The sequence below is a fragment of the Bacillus sp. AY2-1 genome, from assembly GCF_008368965.1.
GTDB lineage: Bacteria > Bacillota > Bacilli > Bacillales > Bacillaceae_G > Bacillus_A > Bacillus_A thuringiensis_S.
Window position 1 is genome coordinate 104,749 of sequence record NZ_QPEL01000052.1, and the last position, 21,478, is coordinate 126,226.

The window sequence follows — 21,478 nt, forward strand, 5'->3', positions numbered from 1 at the left end:
ACAATATGAAACAAGTCTTGATGCACGCGAACATGCATCAAGACTCCAAAAATTACAATCTACCTGCTCTATATTTACGAACTAGTAAAGCAAGTGAACCTAGCAGTAACACCATATATAAACCAAGTTGTGCTGTATCTGCAGTTTTTGAGTTTTTCTCTTTTTTTGAATCATTTTTTGTATCTTCTTTTTTCTTCTGACCATCTGCATTTCGGTTAAAATCAGGAGTACCTACTGTTTTTACATTATCTACTTTCGGTGTAGTCACTGGATTTTCCGGTTCATTCTTCGGTTCCTCTTTAATAGTTCCTAACGCGCCGATATTATTTGTATCAAATTGAATTTGTACATCGTAGAAATGATGATAGTTCATCTCATCGATGTCTACCTTTACTTTTGCGTTTAATTTTTTAAATAGATCTTCTACTTCAAACTGTACTACTCGCGTATTTGCATTTTTATCTTCGCTTACTACTTTCGCATCAGCGAATAGTTCCTTGTTTTCCGTTTGGAATTTCGTAATCCACGCACTATTTTTCAGCGTCATCTCAATGTATTTTTTACCATCTTTTACGATTAATTTCGCTGGATTTACAACATAGTCATGCATCTTTGAAATTTCATCTGTTTTATCTTTTAATACTTTAAATGTAATATCATATTGGCCATCTACTAAATTTTTCGGATCAACTATTACTCTCGGGTTATTATTTCCACCTTGGTTGTTGTTTCCACCTTGGTTGTTGTTTCCACCTTGGTTGTCGTTTCCACCTTGGTTGTCGTTTCCGCCTTGGTTGTCGTTTCCGCCTTGGTTGTCGTTTCCGCCTTGGTTGTCGTTTCCACCTTGGTTCCCTAAAGCTTTAATACTGTCTTGATCAAATACAAATTGAACATCGTAGAAATGGTGATAATTCATTGAATCAATATCTACTTTTACTTTTGCATTTAATTTTTTAGACAAATCGTTTACTTCTACTTCTACTACTCTTGTATTTTGTTCTTTATTTTCACTTAACACTTTTGCATTAACGAAAGAACCATTCTTCTCAAATTCAAATTTCGTAATCCATGTACTATTTGTTAATGTAAACGATACGTATTTCTTACCATCTTTTACTTTTAATACACCTGGGCTTTTTGTGTATGTGTTCATCATTGAGATTTCATCTGTTTGATCTTTTAACACTTTAAAGCCAATGCTGTATTCACCATCTTTAAGAGCTTTTGGATCAATTGTTGTGTTATTATCTTGGTTATTGTTTCCACCTTGATTGTCGTTTCCACCTTGGTTGTTGTTTCCGCCTTGGTTGTTATTTCCGCCTTGATTGTCGTTTCCACCTTGGTTGTTGTTTCCGCCTTGGTTGTTATTTCCACCTTGGTTGTTGTTTCCGCCTTGATTGTCGTTTCCACCTTGGTTATCTAACGGCTTAATGCTACCTTTATCAAATGCAAATTGAATATCGTAAAAATGGTGATAATTCATTGAATCGATATCTACTTTTACTTTTGCATTTAACTTTTTCGATAAATCTGGCACTTCTACTTCCACTACGCGTGTATCAGCTTTTTTATCTTCACTTATTACATTTGCATCAACAAACGAACCATTTTTCTCAAATTCAAATTTTGTAATCCAAGAACTGTTCGTTAACGTAAATGATACATACTTCTTACCATCTTTTACTTTTAGCACACCTGGACTTTTTGTATATGTGTTCATCATTGAAATTTCGTCTGTTTGATCTTTTAACGCTTTAAAATTGATGCTGTATTCACCATCTTTAATTGTTTCAGCATCTGGTTTTTTATTTTCATCTGGTTTTTCTGCTTCCGGTTTTTCTACTTCTGGTTTTTTCTCTTCATTTTTAATTTGTTCAAGTTTATCTTGTTCAAATAAAAGTTGTACATCATGCGTTTGCTTATAATTTCTTGATGCCATTTCGATAAATACTTTTGTATTTAGTTTTTTAGATAAATCGTTTACTTCAAACTCTACTACTCTTGTATCTTTTTCCTTATCCTCACTCACTACTTTTGCATCAACAAATACGCCATCTTTTTCCGTTTGGAAATTTTTAATTAATGAGCTACTTTTTAGTGTTACAATTGCTTTTTTCTTACCGTTTTCTACTTTTAATACTCCTGGATTTACCATGTAAGTATTCATCTTAGATTCTTCATCTGTTTGATCTTTTAACACTTTAAATGGAATGCTGTACGCACCATCTGTAATTGTGTTAGAATTTGGTTGTTGATCTGGGTCAGGCTTTTGGTCGGGCTTCTGACCTGGATCGGTAGTTTCATTTGGATCTGGCTTATTAGCTGGGTCCTCTTTTTCATTTGGTTTTTCTACATGAATTGGTGTAATGCTATTTTGATCAAATGCAATACGAACGTCGTACTCATGATGATAATTTAAAAAATCAATATCTACTTTTACTTTTGCATTTAATACCTTCTCTACATCTTCTACATCAAATTCTACTACTCTTGTATCTTTTTCTTTATCTTCACTAATTACATTTGTCGCAACTAGCTTACCTGCTTTTTCTGTTTCAAACTTCGTAATCCATGAACTATTTGTTAATGTAAAGGATACTTTCTTTTTCCCATCCTTCACTTTTAAAGTTCCCGGGCTTACTGAATATTGATTCATCATTGATTCTTCATCTGATGTATCTTTTAAAACTTTGAAGCCAATTGAATATTCACCGTCAGCCAACTTGGTAGCTGCTTGAACTGCAAGTGGTTGTAATGTTGATACGAATGTAAATATCATTAAAAACATAGCAACAATAATTTTTGTATACCTGTTCAATGGAACGACTCTCCCTTTTGAAAATTATTTAATACTATTCCCATCAAATACAAAGCGAATATCATACGAAGCATTATAATTAATAATTGGAATATTAATTTTCACCTTGCCATTTAGTTTTTTTGACAAGTCAGCAACTTCAAATTCTACAACTCTAGTATTATCTTTTTTGTTTTCACTTAACACGGTTGTTTCTACAAATTGACCACCTTTTTCTACTTGGAAACTTTTAATAGAAGCACTATCTTTCACTTTAAATGAAACATATTGTTTTCCATTTTTAACTGTTAATGTTGCTGGGCTTTCAAAATAACTATTCATTCTAGACGATTCATCTTTATCGCCTTTCCATACAGTAAAAGCAATATTATATTTTCCATCAGCTAGTTTTGTAGCAGCCTTTGCATCTTGTAAACCTAGTGTTGCGATAAACGTAAATAAAACAGCAAATACGGCAATAATCATTTTAAATTGTTTAAACATATATTCATCACCCTTCAAAAGATTTATTTACTCAACTTCACTTTACGAATTAAGAAAGCACCTGAAATAAGAATTAACACTGCAAACAATCCAATACGTGCTTCATCGCCTGTTTTTGGATTATCTGTTTTTTCAGCTTTTCCATTTTCATTTTTTGTTTCTTTGTTCACTTCTTTAGCTGTTTCCTTACTCTCTACTTTTGTTTTCTCTTCTTTTACTTGTGTATCTGTTTTCGCTTGATCATTATTTTTTGTAGTAGCAGCTATGCCGTTATCGCCACCTACAGCTTTTACATTTGCATCAAAAGCAAAACGAATTGTGTAGTGGTGGTCATAGTTTGCATTTGGTACAACAACATGAATTTTTACAGCTGCCGGTTTGGATAAATCATCTACTTTAAACTCTACTGTTCTTTTATCTGCCGATTCATCTTTACTAACAACTTTCGCATCAACAAAATCCCCGTTCTCTGGTGCTTTAAATTCTGTAATCCAAGCACTATGATTCATCGGAACTTGTACTCTCATCTCACCGTTTTTCACTACTAATTTTGCTGGCTTTTCAAAATAGTCATTTGCCATTGAAGCTGAATCATTTTCCGCTTTTTGAATTACGTAATTAATATCGTAAGTACCATCAGCTAGTTTTGCTGAAGCATTTCCGTATGGCATTACAAGAAAAGCTAGCATACATACGAACGTTATAATAAAAGCGGGTAATACAGAAACCTTTTTCATTTTTCTTGTTTCCTCCTTGGTTATCTTTCATTTCACTTTTTGAAAATGATAATTATTCTCAATTTATAAGAAAAAAATAATCTCTTTTACCTATTATTTAATTAGCATTCTTTTATGTAACATAAGTATTATTGATTATCATTCTCATTGAATATTAAAAATAATATCTCACCCTATTCCTTATACAAAGGCATAGAAACTGAGAAAAAATTATAAAACTTTTTTATTGATTATCATTCTCAATATAAATCAAAAAAAATAAACTATCTCTTCGCCTCTTCTTTCACCTCTTCCCATAACAACACTATAGTTATAGAAACCCCTTATCCCTCACTTCCCTTCCAATATTTCCACAACTAAGTCAATCTTAGCCTACTCATAATTTTTTTGTCAACTATATTACGTATAAAATTTTTAATATCTGAATTTCTCTATATATGGCTTTTTCTACAAAAAAAGAGACTTTCTATTATAGAAAGCCTCTTTTCTCTATTTTTCTACAGCAATTTCCTGCTTTTGAAACTTAGAAACTATATAACCAAATCCTATACCGATTATGCCTGGAACTAACCAACCAATTCCTACACTATATAATGGAATCTTATCTAAAATAGGTGCTAGCGCTGCAATTTGAAGGTTTGCATTGTGTAATCCATCAAAGAAACTGATTGCAAATGCTCCTACAATCCCCCCCACATACATCGCTAATGGAAGACGAACGTAGTTTTCAACAAGTGATAATACGATAAGTACGATTCCAATTGGATAAATAGCGATTAAGATTGGTAATGCTAATGCATTTAACTGAGTTAACCCAAGATTTGCTACCATAAATGCTAATACACAGAAAATGAAAACGACTTTTTGATAAGAAAGCTTTGGTAATAAGGAAGAGAAGTAATCACCACAAGCTGCAACAATACCTACAGAAGTTGTTAAACATGCTGCTGTAATTGCGATCCCTAGTAATAAAGTTCCGTAACTGCCAAATAAATGATTCACCACATTTGTTAAAATAATTCCTCCGTTTGCGCCCATTCCAAGTGACACACTAGAAGCTCCAAGATAAGCAAGCGCTAAATACACAAGTAGTAGACCAAGCGCTGCAATAAATCCTGCAAAGATTGTTACTTTTGCAATACTATTTTTATTTGTAATGCCTTTTTCTTTTAACGCATGAATTACAACATTTCCGAATACAAGTGCTGCAAGTCCATCTAAAGTTAAATATCCATCAATAAATCCTTTGAAGAGAGGAGCACTATACACTTCTGTCGGTGCACCAAATTCTCCAATTGGTGTAATAAGTGCTTTACCTACGATAATTGCAATAACAGCTAATAATATTGGAGTTAGCACTTTACCAATACGCCCCACTAATTTCGAAGGATTTAAAGCTAAATAGAAAGTTACTGCAAAGAAAATAAGTGTAAAGATAACAAGTGGATATGACTGACCTGCTATCTCACTTGGTAAAAACGGTGCAACACTCATCTCATAAGCTACTGTTCCTGTACGCGGCACACTTACGAATACGCCTAAACATAAATAAATGGCAGTGATAAAAACAAGTGCGAATATAGGATGTACACGTCCTGCTAGCTCATTAATATCTCCCTTTAAAGCTATAACAATTACGCCTAATAAAGGTAGTCCAACGCCTGTTACAATAAAACCAAACAGCGCGATCCATACGTCCGTTCCAGCACCTTGCCCTAACGCTGGTGGAAAAATCATATTACCTGCACCAAAAAACAGTGCAAATAACATTAAACTTATTGCAAACATCTCTGAAAACTTTAAAGATGATTTCATTTCTACTAACCTCCTAAAATAATTAATTTACAAAATATTCTGAAAAGGAATCCGTCACATATCCTCTTTCAAGCACACTTCCCCGTAAAAGAACGCAAAAAACACCCGTCCCTAACAAAGGGACGAGTGTTGAAATCGTGGTTCCACCCTTATTCTAATAAAATGAATTTATAACGAAATAAGCTCATTTTATAGCTCGTGTAAATTGATAACGGTTTTATCCGCCAAGAATTACAATGCATCATGCATGCAGTTCACTCTTGAAGTTTAGAGGTGGTAAGCTTGTCTTTTCGTATTAGGAAGCTCACAGCCTAAGGCTCCCCTCTCTGAGAATCGTAAAATACAACTCATGTCCTCATCATTACTTTTATAAAATATCTTGTCGAAACTTGTTGTTTTTTATTATATGGGCTATTTTTTAAAAAATCAATAGTTTTATTTTTTCTGACAAAAAAATATTGGGAGAAAACTTTTCCTCCCTATAACTGATCTATTAGAATGTCTAATTCCTCCGATGTAACGCTCCTCCACTTTCCTACTTCAAGCTCATTTAGCTCTATATTCATAATGCGTACTCGCTTTAGCTTTATTACAGTAAACCCGAAAGCACGGCTCATTCTACGAATTTGCCTGTTCATCCCTTGCGTTAAAATGATACGAAATGTTGATTGATCGACTCTCGTCACTTTACACGGCTTCGTCATACCATCTTTAATCTTTACACCGCTGGACATCTCATTAATAAACCAGTCCGTAAAAGGTTTATCGACTGTGACAACATATTCTTTCTCGTGCTCATGATCACCATGTAAAATTTGATTCGCAATCGTACCGTCATTCGTTAATAAGATAAGTCCTTCTGATGCTTTATCTAATCGCCCAACTGGAAAGATTCGCTCTGGATAATTGATATAATCAATAATATTATCTTCAATATGATCGGCTGCTGTACAAGTAATTCCGACCGGCTTATGAAAGGCTATATACACCTTCTCTTTCTCTTTTTTTGCAATAACCTGCCCATCAATCGTTACTACATCACCATCGCTCACGAGTGCACCGTGCGTACATATTTCGCCGTTAATAGCCACGCGTCCAGCTTTAATGAGGCGATCTGTTTCACGTCTTGAGCAGGATTTTGCTTCGCTTATGTATTGGTTGATTTTCATGTTTTATTCCTTTTCACATATATTAAAAGCGTCAATCTATGGCAATATCATTATGCCACGATTGACGCTTTTTCAATTCGCAAAAACAACTAAATAAATAACCCCAATCACCAAAAATATTCCACAACAAGCTAACAATACTTTTGCAAGTTTGTCCATAAACATATAATGGTTTCCCCTTTGTTTCGTTGTTTGCTATTTTAATTCGACAACTGTTACGCCTAGGCCTCCCTCGCCCATGTCACCGTAACGGTAATTCTTCACGCCGCGGTGCTTCTTCAAGTAATCTTGTACACCTTGGCGAAGCGCTCCTGTTCCTTTACCGTGAATGATTGATACACGAGGATAACTTGCAAGCTGGGCATCGTCTAAATATTTTTCAACGCGCATCATTGCATCTTCATAACGTTCACCGCGAAGATCAAGTTCCAATGAAACGTGGTAATCTCTACCCTTCACACTTGCGACTGCTTTTTTCTCTGTTTGCTTCGGTGTGTTAATGTATTCCATGTTAGATTCTTTTACTTTCATCTTCAAAATACCGATTTGTACGCTCCACTCTGTATCACTTACTTTTTCAAGTAATTGACCCTTTTGACCGAACGTTAATACTTTTACTTCATCACCTGCCCGTAACTGTTGTTTCGGCGCAGTGTTTTTTACGTTTACTTTTTGTTTCTTCACAAGCTCTGGCGCTGTGCCTTCTAGACGGCTCTTCGCTTCAATAAGCTCATGATCTTTCACATTTACAAGCTGTGCTTTACGCAATTGACGAAGTTCTTGAATAATACCTTCTGCTTCTTTCTTCGCAGCTTCGACTTTTTCTTCCCCTTCTTTTTGCGCTTTTAATAATTTTTCATCACGCTCATCGTTAAACTCAATAATTTGACGTTGCAACTCACGATGAAGTTTCTCAGATTGTTTGCGAAGTGCCTCTGCTTCGTTCCAGTCACGCTCTGCGTTCTTCTGGCTTTCTTCTAACTTCGCAATCATATTTTCAATTTTATTTGTATCTGTACTAATGTGGTTACGTGCTTGATCAATAACGCGATCAGATAATCCAAGGCGCTTTGAAATTTCAAAGGCGTTACTGCGACCTGGTACACCGATTAATAATTTATAAGTTGGACTTAATGTATTTACATCAAACTCAACACTCGCATTAATAACTTGCTCACGGTTGTATCCGTATGCTTTTAATTCTGGGTAATGCGTCGTAGCAACAACACGAGCACCGCGGTTACATACTTCATCTAAAATCGAAATTGCTAGTGCAGCACCTTCTTGCGGGTCTGTTCCAGCACCTAATTCATCAAATAAAACTAAGCTTTCAAAATCAGCTTTTTCTAAAATATCTACAATGTTCACCATATGTGAGGAGAACGTACTTAAGCTTTGTTCAATCGACTGCTCATCACCAATATCAGCAAAGATGTTTTTAAATACACAAATCTCTGACTCATCCATTACTGGAATGTGAAGACCAGATTGCGCCATTAATACACAAATACCAACTGTTTTCAGCGTAACTGTTTTACCACCTGTATTCGGTCCTGTAATAACAATTGTCGTGAAATCTTTACCTAGCATAATGTTATTTGGCACAATAATTTCTGGATCGATTAGCGGATGACGAGCTTGTCTTAAATCCATATAACGCTCGTTATTTACGATTGGTTTCGTTGCTTTAATTCGCTTCGCATAAAAAGCTTTCGCAAAGATGAAATCAAGATTTGCAACTACTTCTACGTTTGATAAAACGATATCAGCTTCTACTGCCACTTCTTCTGTTAACATTAATAATATACGTTCAATTTCTTGTTTTTCTTTCACTCGTGCTTCTTGTAGTGCATTATTTAATTCTACAATGACTTGCGGTTCAATAAATAACGTTTGTCCAGAAGCAGATTGATCGTGAACAATACCACCATATACGCCGCGGTATTCTTGTTTTACTGGGATTACGTAACGTTCGTTACGAATCGTTACAATCGAGTCAGACAGCATCTTTTGCGCGTTTGAAGAACGCGTCATATTTTCTAACTTTTCACGAATACGACTTTCCGCAGTACGAATTTGAGTACGAATACCACGCAGTTTATCACTCGCGCTATCGACTACTTCACCGCCATCACCGATGCAATTTGTAATTTTCTTTTCTAAATCATATAAAGATACAATTTGAGCGACATGAGTTTCTAAAATCGGAAGCTCGACACCATTATCAACCATATCTTCAATGAAACGTTTCATATTGCGACTACCATACATCGTATTCGCAATATCAAGTAGTTCATTCGGGCTTAACATGCTTCCAATCTTTGCACGCTTCACATTTGAACGAATATCCGTAATGCCACCTAATGGTGCACTACCTTTTAAACGAATGACTTTCGCTGCTTCATCCGTTGTATCTTGCATTTCTACAATTTCTTCAAAATCAGTGCTCGGCACTAAATGCTTCACTTTATCACGGCCAAGTGAAGAGGCTGTATGTTCAAGTAATTGTTCTTTTACTTTATTGTATTCTAATACACGCAACGTTCTTTCTAACATGTTGCAGGTCCCCCTTGTGTTACTTATTACGTTTAATATAGTCTAATAAACGTTCAATATCCCACGTGTTAATCACGTTATCTTTTTGAATCCAACCTTTACGTGCTGCAGCTACACCTGTTTCCATATCTTCTAACATTTCAAGTGTATGAGCATCCGTATTAATCGCTACTTTTACACCAGCATCTTGTGCTTGTTTTAATAATTTCGCGCTTAAATCTAGACGGTTCGGATTCGCATTTAATTCTAAAACTGTATTTGTCTCTTTTGCGAGTTCAATTAATAAATCTGTATCTACATCATAACCCTCACGGCGCCCGAGAAGACGTCCTGTCGGATGAGCAATCATTGTGACATGTTTATTCTCAAGTGCAGTACGCAGACGTTTCATAATCGTTTCACGGTCTTGTGAGAAGCTAGAGTGGATCGCTCCAATGACATAGTCTAATTCTTCTAATACTTCATCATCAAAATCAAGCGAGGCATCTGGTAAAATGTCCATTTCAATTCCGCGTAAAATTGTAATGTCTGGATACTTTTCATTCATACGTTCAATTTCTTTCGCTTGCTCACGAAGACGCTCTTTCGTTAAACCATTCGCTACTTTCAAATATTGCGAGTGATCAGTAATCGCCATAAACTTATATCCACGAGCACGGCACGCTTGTACCATTTCTTCAATAGAAAAAGCACCGTCACTCCAAGTTGTATGCATATGTAAATCACCTTGTATATCGGAAAACTGAATTAAGTTCGGATACTCTTTAATTAATTCAATTTCTTTTCCATCTTCACGCACTTCTGGCGGAATAAATGGCAGACCGAAATGAGCGAAGAAGTCTTCTTCATTCTCAAATGTTTTCACTTCACCTGTTTCCAAGTTTTCTACACCGTACTCACTAATTTTCTCGCCTTTATCTTTTGCGATTTGACGCATTTTTACGTTATGGTCTTTTGATCCTGTGAAATGGTGAAGAGTTGTAATAAACTCTTCTGGTTTTACTAAACGAAAATCAATTGAAATATCATATTCATATTGAAGACGGACAGAAACTTTTGTATCTCCACTTGCGATTACTTCAATCATATTATCGAATTGTAGTAAATGCTCACGTACCGCTGCTGGTTCTGTCGTTGCAATGATAAAATCTAAATCTTTCACTGTTTCTCTCGCGCGGCGTAAGCTACCAGCGCGAGAGAAACGAATTACTTCAGCAATATTCGACAATTTCTCCTCTATTTCCCCGGCAATAGGCAATACCATCGCAATTGGTAAACGCTCTGGACGAGAGCCTACTTGATCGATTGCTTCTAATATTTTCTCTTCTGTCTTCTTACCGAAACCTGCTAAAGCCTGTACTTTATTTTCCTCACAAACAGCTTTTAGCGATTCCATATCAACAACACCAAGTTCTTTATATAACTTAGCTACCTTCTTACCACCAAGACCTGGTAGTTTTAATAACGGCAATAAGCTACTTGGTACTTCTTTCTCAAGTTCTTGTAATACTTCAGATGTTCCCGATTCTATATATTCTTGAATAACGGCTGCTGTTCCTTTTCCGATGCCTGGAATCTTTGTGAAATCTTCAATTTCAGAAAGACTACGATCGTCACTTTCTAATGCTGCTGCCGCTTTACGAAATGCAGATATTTTAAATGGATTCGCACCCTTTAGTTCCATAAAAAGCCCGATTGTCTCTAATAATTTGATAACTTGTTTTTTATTTACTTTCATCATTGCCCCGCCTTTCTTTCATAGAAAAAACTTCTCTTTCCGAAAAAAGAGAAGTTATACTCTGCTACCTGTCTGCCATAGTTCCTTCACCTTTTCAGATAGAATCGGTGTATCGTCTACAATTATTTTGCTAATTGATGATTTTTGTAATGGTGTTTGTACTTGTTCAATCGGAAGTATGTTTCCAATGATAATTAAGACAAACAAAATAATATATACTTCTAAAAATCCGAGGATTGCCCCCGCAAACGCATTTACTTGCTTTAAAACCGGTATTTCTGCAAACATATTTAACAAATTACCAAGTAATGAAAGTGCAATTTTAGTGATAATAAACAATATGATAAACGCAAGCGCTTGATAAAATACTGTCTCAATATTATTTGCATCAATCCATTCTGGAACAGATACGTTTTTATCAAATGGATACGGAATAAATTTCGCAAGTGCTGGCGCTAAATCTTTACAGTACCAGTATGCAACAAGGTATGCGATAATAAAGCTTGTTAACTTTACAAGTTGCAGAATAAACCCTCTGCGTAAGCCGAGGAAAAATCCCATAACAAGCAGTAAAATGATAATAATATCAATCATGTTATTCCATTCCTTTTTTTGTCATACTTTCTTTCAATTTCTCATGTTCTTCTTTTAATTTTATGTAATCGTGTATGACGTTTACCGCCGTCAATACCGCTAGTCTACTCGTGTCAAGCGAAGGATTCTTGGCATTGAGTTCGCGCATTTTATCATCCACAATCGCTGCTACCATGCGGATATGACTTGTACTTTCATCGCCAACAACTGAATATTGTTGACCATAGATTTCTACATTAATTCGACTTTTCTTTCCCTTTTGTTGTGACAACTCACCGGCCTCCAATCACGTACAGAATCCTAAAGTTTATCATACCATGAACCTTCATAATATGGAAACAGAAAGAACAATCCGATATGATAAAAATAACAATATAAAAAAAGGGGCGACCATTATGTCAAATTCTATCGTAATTCAAACAAATTCTACAGTAATTGAAGACATGAAACAACAATATAAACATTCGCTTAGCCCGAAAACTCCGCAAGGCGGGATCTTCATGGCAAAGGTACCATCTTGCACGATTACAGCGTATAAATCTGGAAAAGTAATGTTCCAAGGAGGCCGCGCTGAAGCAGAAGCTTCTCGTTGGCAAACTGTCTCTCAAACACCCAAAACAGCTGTAAAAAAAACTGTCGATTCACATCGTTATGCACCGCCTGCTTCCATCAGTACAATGTCTATTGTAGGGTCTGATGAAGTTGGTACGGGAGATTTCTTTGGACCGATGACAGTCGTTGCTGTATATGTAGATGCAAAGCAAATTCCACTACTAAAAGAACTTGGTGTAAAAGACTCTAAAAACTTAAATGACGATCAAATTACTGCCATTGCGAAACAACTTCTACATGTTGTTCCTTACAGCTCTCTTGTCCTTCATAATGAAAAATATAACGAGCTATTTGATAAAGGAAACAACCAAGGTAAGCTAAAAGCCTTGCTACATAATAAAGCTATTACAAACTTATTAGGTAAAATGGCACCTACAAAACCTGAAGGCGTCTTAATCGATCAATTCACACAACCTGATACATACTATAAATATTTAGCAAAACAAAAACAGGTACAGCGTGAAAATGTTTATTTCGCGACGAAAGGTGAAAGCGTCCATTTAGCAGTAGCCGCTGCTTCTATTTTAGCTCGCTACTCATTCGTAAAACAGTTTGACGAACTAAGCAAAAAAGCTGGTATGCCACTTCCAAAAGGTGCTGGTAAACAAGTTGATATTGCTGCAGCTAAATTAATTCAAAAGCTTGGTAAAGAACGATTACCCGAGTTTGTGAAACTGCATTTCGCTAATACGGAGAAGGCGTTTCGCTTATTAAAATAGTATCGACAAAAACAGGAGCCTACAAACTCCTGTTTTTTGTTTCACCTACTACTATCCTTACATCTTTGTTACAATTATTATATACAGATTATCCCAACATAAGAGAGGGTTCCCATTTCTACTTCTACAAATGATTCTAAATATTTTACTAGGCGATCCACACGAAAGACAGTTCAAAATTAGAGAAAACATTCAGATACTAAGTGAAAAGCCTGCATTCAATAATTTAAAGGAGGGAATTTATATAAACGCTGTAAAAGTGAAAAAGTTATTATATGTTTTCGTACATCTCGTAGGTCCACTTTCTTACTTCATTATTTCTACTGTTTGGGGCACTTTCTTCACTACTAAATCCACATTCGAAAACATATCTGATAGCCTTAGCGTTATGGCCATCTATCACGTGTTCATGAGTTTACTATGGTTTTTCTATTTAGATCGATTAGACAAAGACATAGATCAAATTACAAAAGAGATTAACGATAACAAGATGTAATACATAAAAAGGAGAGCCCCTAAGACTCTCCTTTTTTATGTTAGCTTTGTTTCTGCTTCTTATTAGATGAAGATACCTTATGAGAACCTGTTTCATGTGTCGTCGTTCCTTGTCCTTCTACTTCCGGAGAACCTAGGCTCGATCTTGAATGATCTTTTTTCACTTTTTTACTCATTTTATACTCACCCCTTCGCGTTACTTTTTGCTACGGGGTCATAAACTATGCAAACAAAAAAGCGAGAGGAAATCCTCTCGCTTTTTTCATATTTTAGAACTCAGAAGAACCTGGAGTTCTTGGGAATGGAATTACGTCACGGATGTTAGCCATACCAGTGATGTACATTAGGAAGCGCTCGAAACCTAGACCGAATCCAGCGTGTTTTGTACCGCCGTATTTTCTAAGTTCTAAGTACCACCAGTAGTCCTCTTCGTTCATACCTAATTCTTTAATTCTGTCTACTAAAACGTCCATTCTTTCTTCACGTTGACTTCCGCCGATTAATTCGCCGATGCCAGGAACTAGAAGGTCAGTAGCAGCTACTGTTTTTCCATCTTCATTCATACGCATGTAGAACGCTTTAATGTCTTTCGGGTAGTCAGTTACGAATACAGGGCGTTTGAAGATTTCTTCTGATAAGTATCTTTCATGCTCTGTTTGTAAGTCAATACCCCATTCTACTGGGTACTTGAAGTCAGCACCTGATTCTTGAAGTACTTTAATTGCTTCTGTATATGTGATGCGACCGAAGTCAGAGTTAATCACGTTGTTCATACGCTCTAGAACTGTTTTATCAACGAAGCTGTTGAAGAAGTCCATTTCTTCTGGTGCATGCTCTAATACATATTTCATTGCATATTTCAGCATATCTTCTGTAAGATCCATTACATCGCCTAACTCAGCGAATGCAATCTCAGGCTCAACCATCCAGAACTCAGCAGCGTGGCGAGTTGTGTTTGAGTTTTCTGCACGGAATGTAGGTCCGAATGTATATACATCACGGAATGCTAATGCATACGCTTCAGCGTTCAGCTGTCCACTTACTGTTAAGTTTGTTTCTTTACCGAAGAAGTCTTTTGACTCATCAACTTGTCCGTCTTCACCTTTTGGTACGTTGTTTAAATCTTGTGTTGTTACGCGGAACATTTCGCCAGCACCTTCTGTATCACTACCAGTGATGATTGGTGTGTGAACATGTACGAATCCACGCTCTTGGAAGAACTGGTGAATCGCAAATGCTGCGATAGAACGTACGCGGAACGTTGCAGAGAATGCATTTGTTCTTGGACGTAAGTGAGCGATTGTACGTAAGTATTCAAACGTATGACGCTTCTTTTGAAGTGGGTAATCAGAATCTGATAAGCCCTCGATATCAATTTTTTCTGCTTTAATTTCAAATGGTTGCTTCGCTCCAGGCGTTGCAATTACTTTACCTTCTACTTTCACTGAAGAGCTAAGTGGAAGCTTTGCAATTTCTTTAAAGTTCTCTAATTCTGTATCGAAAACGATTTGAACGCTTTTGAAAAAGCTACCGTCGTTTAATTCGATGAAACCAAATGCTTTTGAATCACGTAAATTACGAATCCACCCTGATACTTGTACTGTTTGACCTGCATACTTTTCTGTATCTCTATACAGACTTTTTACTAATGTGTTTTCCATAGTGAAATTCTCCTTTGCTGATATATTTAAATACAAAAAAACCTTTCATCCATAAAGGGACGAAAGGTTAAACTTCGCGGTACCACCCAATTTGTCATAAAGACCAACTTTAACTCGTATGTAATACATACTTCCCGGTTTGTAACAGGCCGGCTTCCCGTCTAAGTCTACTCTTGAATACAAGATTCAATTTCGGTTAGCAACTCCAAGGTGTTCTTCACATATACCGCCTCATCAGGCTCTCACCGCCCCTGACTCGCTTTGGATTATAGTATATACTACTTTTCCTTATCATCGTCTTTCATTTTGTTAAACTAAAATTAATGTACTACATTCGAGAGAAAGATGCAAGATGCCATAAAATATATAAGCGATTTTTGTAATATATCGACTTACCGACATCTGTCGACGATTGTGCAATAAAAAAATTGCCGGAATGAATCCGGCAATTTTCTAATTACTTACGTAACTCCGCACCAAATTTCTCTTCTACCGTTGTTAATACACGGTTATGCGCTTCTGTTACTTCTTCATCTGTTAACGTACGTTCTGCATCGAAGTAAGTCATAGAGAATGCAAGTGATTTCTTGCCTTCTTCCATTTTTTCACCTTCGTATAAGTCGAATAGTGTTACGTCTTTCAAAAGTTCTCCGCCAGCTTCAGCAATGACTTGCTTCATTTCACCAGCTTTTGTTTCTTTTGTTACTACAACAGCCATGTCACGTGTCATAGATGGGAAACGCGGAATTGCTGAGTAGTAAGTTTCTTCAGCGTCTGCACCGAATATTTTTACAAGAGATAGTTCAAATACGAATGTATTTTTCACATCTAATTGTTTTTCTGCTTCTGGGTGCAATTGACCGATGAAACCAATTACTTCGCCATCTAATACGATGTCAGCTGTACGACCTGGGTGCATACCTTCACGTTTCGCTGGTGCATATGTGATTTGGTTTGAAACGCCAAGTACGTCGAATAGTCCTTCTAGTACACCTTTCACAACGAAGAAGTCTACTACTTTCTTCTCACCTTGCCATGCATGGTGAAGAGCAAGACCTGTCATAACACCTGCAAGGTGTTGTTCTTCTTTCGGAAGTTCTCCTGCTTCTGTTGGTAAGAAGATAGAACCTACTTCGTATAAAGCAACGCTGTCGTTTTTACGAGCAACATTGTATGAAACTGCTTCTAGCAATTGTGGCACTAAGCTTAATCGAAGTTGGCTACGCTCTTCACTCATTGGAAGTGCAAGGTTTACAGGTGCCTTTTCGTTTGGCTCAATCATGTATTGTTTCGCTTTGTCAGCGCTCGTTAATGAATACGTGATTGCTTCATATAAACCAGCACCCTCTAAGAAGCGACGTACTTTACGACGTTTCGTTTGTGCTGATGTTAATTTACCACGAGTCATCGTTCCAGAAGGTAATGTAACTGGAATGTGGTCATAACCGTATAGACGGCCCACTTCTTCTACTAAGTCTTCTGAAATTGTAATATCAGGACGACGTGCTGGTACATTTACATGGAATGTTCCTTCTACTTCTGTGAATGGAAATTTCAAGTTCGCGAACATTGTACCCATTTCACTCGCAGAAATATTTGTACCTAATACACGGTTTACTTTTTCAGCAGTAACAGATACTGTACGCTCTTGTACTTGTAAGTTATCAGCTTCTACTACACCTTCAAGTGCTTCACCGCCAGCATATTTCGCCATTAAGGCAGCTGCGTGTTGAATTGCTTCAAATGTACGTGTTGGGTCGATTCCTTTTTCAAAACGTGCACTTGATTCACTACGAAGACCTAAGTCTTTTGATGTGCGGCGCACTGTTTGACCTGCAAAGTATGCAGACTCAATTAGAACGTTTACTGTCTCATTTGTAACTTCAGAATCCGCCCCACCCATTACACCAGCAACAGCTAAAGCTTTTGTTCCGTTTGTAATTACAAGATGGTGGCTTTGTAATGTACGCTCTTGATCATCTAATGTTTCAATTTTTTCGCCTTCTTTTGCAAGACGAACAACGATTTCTTTTGAACCTAATTTATCGTAATCGAATGCATGTAACGGTTGACCGTATTCCATTAAAATGTAGTTTGTAATATCAACTACGTTGCTAATTGGACGAATGCCAGCTGCCATAAGACGAGTTTGCATCCACATTGGTGATGGACCAATCTTTACGTTTTTAACCATTTTTGCAATGTATAATGGGTTTTCTTCTTTCGCTTCTACATTTACAGAAATATAATCAGAAGTTTTTTCTGCTGTTTCTTGTAATTCGATAGCTGGAAGTTTTACTTCTCGGCCGTAAATAGCAGCCACTTCATATGCAACACCTAACATATTTAAGCAATCTGCACGGTTTGGTGTTAAACCAAGCTCAAGTACTTCATCGTGTAAGTTTAAAATTTCAAGTGCATCTGCACCAACTTCAGCGTCACTTGGGAAGATGAAGATACCATCTGCATATTCTTTTGAAACTAACTTTCCATCAATGCCAAGCTCTTGAAGAGCACAAACCATACCGTGAGAAGCTTCACCACGTAGTTTTGCTTTTTTAATTTTGAAGTTACCAGGAAGCACAGCACCAACTTTTGCAACTGGTACTTTTAAACCTTTTGCAATGTTAGCAGCTCCACAAATAATTTGAACTGGCTCTTCTTCACCGATATCGATTAAGCATTTGCTTAATTTATCAGCTTCTGGGTGTTTTTCACATTCTAATACGTGACCAACTACAACACCTTTTACACCTTTATTTAATACTTCAACGCCTTCTACTTCAATACCACTTTTCGTGATTTTGTCTGCTAGTTCTTGTGCTGTTACATCTTTAATATCTACATACTCTTGTAACCAACGATATGATACGAACATATTTATCCTCTCCTTCCCTTACGCTCGTTTGAATTGTTGTAAGAAACGTACATCATTTGTATAGAAATGACGAATGTCATCTACGCCGTATTTCAACATTGCGATACGCTCTGCGCCCATACCGAATGCGAAACCTTGATATTCTTTTGAATCATAACCAGCCATTTCAAGTACGTTCGGGTGAACCATACCTGCGCCTAGAATTTCAATCCAGCCAGTTCCTTTACAAGTGCCGCAACCTTTGCCATGACACATCATACAAGAAATATCCATCTCTACAGATGGCTCTGTGAATGGGAAGAAACTTGGACGAAGACGGATTTCACGATCTTCACCGAACATCTTTTTCACGAATACTTGCAGTGTACCTTTTAAGTCACTCATACGAATGTTTTTATCAATTACAAGGCCTTCAATTTGCATGAACTGATGTGAATGCGTCGCATCATCATCATCGCGGCGATACACTTTACCAGGACAAATAATTTTGATTGGGCCTTTTTCTTTATTATTTTCCATCGTACGTGCTTGCACAGAAGATGTATGTGTACGTAGTAACGTTTCTTCTGTAATGTAGAATGTATCTTGCATGTCACGTGCTGGGTGATCTTTCGGTAAGTTTAGTGCTTCGAAGTTGTAGTAGTCTTTTTCTACTTCTGTTCCTTCAGCTACTTCATAACCCATACCGATGAATACATCTTCAATTTGTTCAACAACAGCTGTTAACGGATGGTGACAACCTGTTTCAACAGGACGACCTGGTAATGTAACATCAATTGTTTCCGTAGCTAATTTCGCTTCAATTACTGCTTTTTCTAAGTTGCTAATTTTGTCTTCTAGACGCGTTTGAATCGCTTCACGTACTTCATTCACTAATGCTCCCATACGTGGACGCTCTTCTGCTGATAATTTTCCCATGCCGCGTAATACTTCTGTAATTGGACCTTTTTTTCCTAAATACGCTACGCGTACGTCGTTTAAGCCCTTTAGCTCTTTCGCTTCTTCAATAAGCTCTAACGCTTTTTGCTTTAGCTCTTTTAAACGTGCTTCCATTTTGGAACCCTCCTAATTTTAAAAATAAAAAAACCTCGCTCCCAAAAAGGGACGAGGTAAATTCGCGGTACCACCCTAAATTGACAGAACAAGTCTGCCCACTCATTAGTTATAACGATCAATTCTGACCGGAACGCCTTTACATATACATGGTCCTGGCGTCAACTCCAGAGGTGAATTCACTTCCGTCTACCATAAGAATGCTTTCAGTCTACGGCACTCTCTCCCTATATGGCGATTTTGTAAGCTACTCTTCTCTATCAACGTTTTTCGTTATTTAACTTTTAATATAATGTACTTCAACTTATTATAAGAAGTTTTTTATTTGTTCGCAACTGGGCTTTGTAAATAATACGTTAAAATCCCTGCTGCAACCGCAACATTTAATGATTCTGCCCCGCCGTAAATCGGAATATACAAGTTTTGATCCGTTTTTGTAAGAATTTCTTGGCGTACGCCATTTCCTTCATTTCCAACAATTAATGCAAAACTTCCGGCCGGAGTTACCTCACCATACGGAACTCCATTTTCAAGAGCTGTTCCATATACAGGAACGTTATTTTCTTTTAACTTGTCTACCCATTCTTCTAAGTTCCCTTTTACAATTGGCAAGCGGAAAATAGAACCTTGTGTAGAGCGGAGTACTTTACTATTGTAAACATCAACACAACCTTCTCCAAGCACAACGGCGTGAATACCAGCTGCATCAGCTGTACGAATAATTGTTCCTAAATTACCTGGGTCTTGCAGTCCATCCAATAAAAGGAATTTCCCATCAGTAAGAGCTACTTCTTTCTCATGCTTCTCACAAACAGCAAATACACCTTGCGTCGTTTCTGTTTCACGAAGTATTTTTACAATAGCCTCAGGCACGATATACATTTCTACATCATTAACTGTCCAATCTTTCGGAAGGTCTGTCTGATCTGAAACGATAAGTTCTGTTACAATTCCTGCCTTCAAAGCTTCCTCGACTAAGTGAAATCCTTCTACAAAAAATAAACCTTTTTTATCGCGTTCTTTTTTCGTTTGCAGCTTTTTCCACTGCTTTACACGCGGATTTTGTACTGAATCAATGTTTTTCATAATATGTATTTCCCTCTCTTCTTGTCTTATCATTATAGCCTATTTTTCATACATATTTACATAAAAAAGAACAAAAACTAACGTCAGTTTCAATTCTGAAGAAGAGGTGAAAACAATGAGTTTTAATTTACGCGGTGCCGTATTAGCGAATGTATCTGGTAATTCACAAGATCAATTACAAGAAACAATTGTCGATGCAATTCAAAGCGGTGAAGAAAAAATGCTTCCAGGTCTTGGCGTCTTATTTGAAGTCATTTGGAAAAACGCTGATGAAAATGAAAAGCACGAAATGTTAGAAACACTAGAGCAAGGATTAAAAAAATAAGCAATTTGAAAATCACCTTCGCATAAGCTAAGGTGATTTTTTTACGAAAAAAATTTTTCTTCTCCTAAACATTTCTACTTTACTAACGAACTATGATGGAGTACAATGTTCAAAATACATTTAAACCGATCGATTTTTCTTCGTATACATCATTAGATAAAAGGAGTGAATGTTTTATGCACCGTATTACGCTTGAACAAATTTTTAAACACCATATTACACAAAAATACGTAAACCGTTCCGGAATGGTCCACGCGATCGCTGTCGCTTACCATGCGTTTCACTTAGCTAAAAAGCACCACGCCTCAGTCGATGCTGCGACAAAAGCCGGTTTCCTTCATGATATCGGACATCATACGTGGTACACAGGCGGCGAATGGGACTATGACTTATATAAAAAGAATGATATCCATGCAATTAAAGGCGCAGAAAGAGCACATAAATTACTTATTAGATTGGGAGAACATCCAAAACTAGCAAAAGAAATTTCTATCGCAATCCTTCTGCATACAGATTCTTTCTTAGTGGAACAAGAAATTGAAAGAACATCTCTTCAAAGCATTATTAAATGGGCAGACGAAGCAGATGAAGAACCAGGCGGAGCTCATCATTATAGAACGATTTCTTATGAAAAAGCACTTAAAGCTATTCAGCAATTAGATCGATTGGTAGAGCGTGAATTGCAAATAGAGCAAGCCAAATTGAATAACAAGGCAGAACATAGTTATCAATGAGAAAG

General features: G+C 36.8%; 18 protein-coding genes and 3 other annotated features. Of the genes, 4 read left to right on the plus strand and 14 right to left on the minus strand.

Annotation, left to right across the window (positions count from 1 at the left end):
* Positions 1 to 52: 52 nt before the first annotated feature.
* The 9 genes from DN403_RS13490 to zapA all read right to left on the minus strand — a co-directional run bounded on the left by DN403_RS13490 (position 53) and on the right by zapA (position 12,181).
* Positions 53 to 2,818 carry an NEAT domain-containing protein gene (locus DN403_RS13490; RefSeq protein WP_149185533.1) on the minus strand — a complete coding sequence of 922 codons (2,766 nt, stop codon included), beginning with the start codon at positions 2,816 to 2,818 and terminating at the stop codon, positions 53 to 55.
* 24 nt (positions 2,819 to 2,842) lie between these two features.
* Entirely contained in the window at positions 2,843 to 3,301 is a 459-nt protein-coding gene (locus DN403_RS13495; protein WP_000476166.1) for an NEAT domain-containing protein, read from the minus strand.
* A gap of 23 nt (positions 3,302 to 3,324) precedes the next feature.
* Positions 3,325 to 4,038, minus strand: a complete 714-nt coding sequence (isdC, locus tag DN403_RS13500; protein ID WP_000757957.1) for a heme uptake protein IsdC — start codon at positions 4,036 to 4,038, stop codon at positions 3,325 to 3,327.
* Between the two features lie 489 nt (positions 4,039 to 4,527).
* Positions 4,528 to 5,853: a branched-chain amino acid transport system II carrier protein BrnQ6 gene (gene brnQ6, locus DN403_RS13505; protein ID WP_000842652.1), complete on the minus strand. Its 1,326-nt coding sequence runs from the start codon at positions 5,851 to 5,853 to the stop codon at positions 4,528 to 4,530.
* 115 nt (positions 5,854 to 5,968) lie between these two features.
* Positions 5,969 to 6,224: a binding site (T-box leader), on the minus strand.
* Positions 6,225 to 6,332: 108 nt separating this feature from the next.
* On the minus strand, positions 6,333 to 7,022 hold the full coding sequence (locus DN403_RS13510) for a 23S rRNA pseudouridine(2604) synthase RluF (RefSeq protein WP_000700744.1): 690 nt from the start codon (positions 7,020 to 7,022) through the stop codon (positions 6,333 to 6,335).
* A gap of 195 nt (positions 7,023 to 7,217) precedes the next feature.
* Positions 7,218 to 9,578, minus strand: coding sequence for an endonuclease MutS2 (locus DN403_RS13515; protein WP_000893725.1), 2,361 nt, complete (start codon positions 9,576 to 9,578; stop codon positions 7,218 to 7,220).
* Between the two features lie 19 nt (positions 9,579 to 9,597).
* Positions 9,598 to 11,316, minus strand: coding sequence for a DNA polymerase/3'-5' exonuclease PolX (gene polX / locus DN403_RS13520; protein WP_000867523.1), 1,719 nt, complete (start codon positions 11,314 to 11,316; stop codon positions 9,598 to 9,600).
* Between the two features lie 54 nt (positions 11,317 to 11,370).
* Entirely contained in the window at positions 11,371 to 11,910 is a 540-nt protein-coding gene (locus tag DN403_RS13525) for a CvpA family protein (protein WP_000565409.1), read from the minus strand.
* 1 nt (position 11,911) lies between these two features.
* Entirely contained in the window at positions 11,912 to 12,181 is a 270-nt protein-coding gene (gene zapA / locus DN403_RS13530) for a cell division protein ZapA (protein ID WP_000082701.1), read from the minus strand.
* 124 nt (positions 12,182 to 12,305) lie between these two features.
* On the opposite strand from zapA, the gene rnhC reads away from it, so the two are divergent.
* Together rnhC and DN403_RS13540 are read left to right on the plus strand one after the other, a co-directional pair.
* Positions 12,306 to 13,241 (plus strand): ribonuclease HIII, encoded by a 936-nt coding sequence (gene rnhC / locus DN403_RS13535; RefSeq protein WP_000071595.1) that lies wholly within the window; start codon positions 12,306 to 12,308, stop codon positions 13,239 to 13,241.
* A gap of 244 nt (positions 13,242 to 13,485) precedes the next feature.
* A complete protein-coding gene (locus tag DN403_RS13540; protein WP_033668924.1) occupies positions 13,486 to 13,737 on the plus strand; it encodes a hypothetical protein in 252 nt (83 codons plus the stop codon).
* A 40-nt stretch (positions 13,738 to 13,777) separates the two neighbouring features.
* Here DN403_RS13540 and DN403_RS13545 read toward each other — a convergent pair whose 3' ends face one another.
* The 5 genes from DN403_RS13545 to DN403_RS13565 form a co-directional block, all read right to left on the minus strand.
* Positions 13,778 to 13,912: a YuzL family protein gene (locus DN403_RS13545; protein ID WP_000039593.1), complete on the minus strand. Its 135-nt coding sequence runs from the start codon at positions 13,910 to 13,912 to the stop codon at positions 13,778 to 13,780.
* 93 nt (positions 13,913 to 14,005) lie between these two features.
* Complete coding sequence (gene asnS, locus DN403_RS13550) at positions 14,006 to 15,397, minus strand: asparagine--tRNA ligase (RefSeq protein WP_000432189.1); 1,392 nt, start codon at positions 15,395 to 15,397, stop codon at positions 14,006 to 14,008.
* A gap of 52 nt (positions 15,398 to 15,449) precedes the next feature.
* Positions 15,450 to 15,701: a binding site (T-box leader), on the minus strand.
* A 153-nt stretch (positions 15,702 to 15,854) separates the two neighbouring features.
* A complete protein-coding gene (gene pheT / locus DN403_RS13555) occupies positions 15,855 to 18,275 on the minus strand; it encodes a phenylalanine--tRNA ligase subunit beta (protein WP_042595931.1) in 2,421 nt (806 codons plus the stop codon).
* 18 nt (positions 18,276 to 18,293) lie between these two features.
* On the minus strand, positions 18,294 to 19,328 hold the full coding sequence (pheS, locus tag DN403_RS13560) for a phenylalanine--tRNA ligase subunit alpha (RefSeq protein ID WP_000388222.1): 1,035 nt from the start codon (positions 19,326 to 19,328) through the stop codon (positions 18,294 to 18,296).
* A gap of 44 nt (positions 19,329 to 19,372) precedes the next feature.
* Positions 19,373 to 19,601, minus strand: a binding site (T-box leader).
* Positions 19,602 to 19,649: 48 nt separating this feature from the next.
* Positions 19,650 to 20,447 carry a TrmH family RNA methyltransferase gene (locus DN403_RS13565; RefSeq protein WP_127057653.1) on the minus strand — a complete coding sequence of 266 codons (798 nt, stop codon included), beginning with the start codon at positions 20,445 to 20,447 and terminating at the stop codon, positions 19,650 to 19,652.
* 82 nt (positions 20,448 to 20,529) lie between these two features.
* On the opposite strand from DN403_RS13565, the gene sspI reads away from it, so the two are divergent.
* Both sspI and DN403_RS13575 read left to right on the plus strand, forming a co-directional pair.
* On the plus strand, positions 20,530 to 20,739 hold the full coding sequence (gene sspI, locus DN403_RS13570; RefSeq protein ID WP_000009509.1) for a small acid-soluble spore protein SspI: 210 nt from the start codon (positions 20,530 to 20,532) through the stop codon (positions 20,737 to 20,739).
* 176 nt (positions 20,740 to 20,915) lie between these two features.
* Positions 20,916 to 21,473 carry an HD domain-containing protein gene (locus tag DN403_RS13575; RefSeq protein ID WP_000554790.1) on the plus strand — a complete coding sequence of 186 codons (558 nt, stop codon included), beginning with the start codon at positions 20,916 to 20,918 and terminating at the stop codon, positions 21,471 to 21,473.
* Positions 21,474 to 21,478 lie beyond the last annotated feature (5 nt).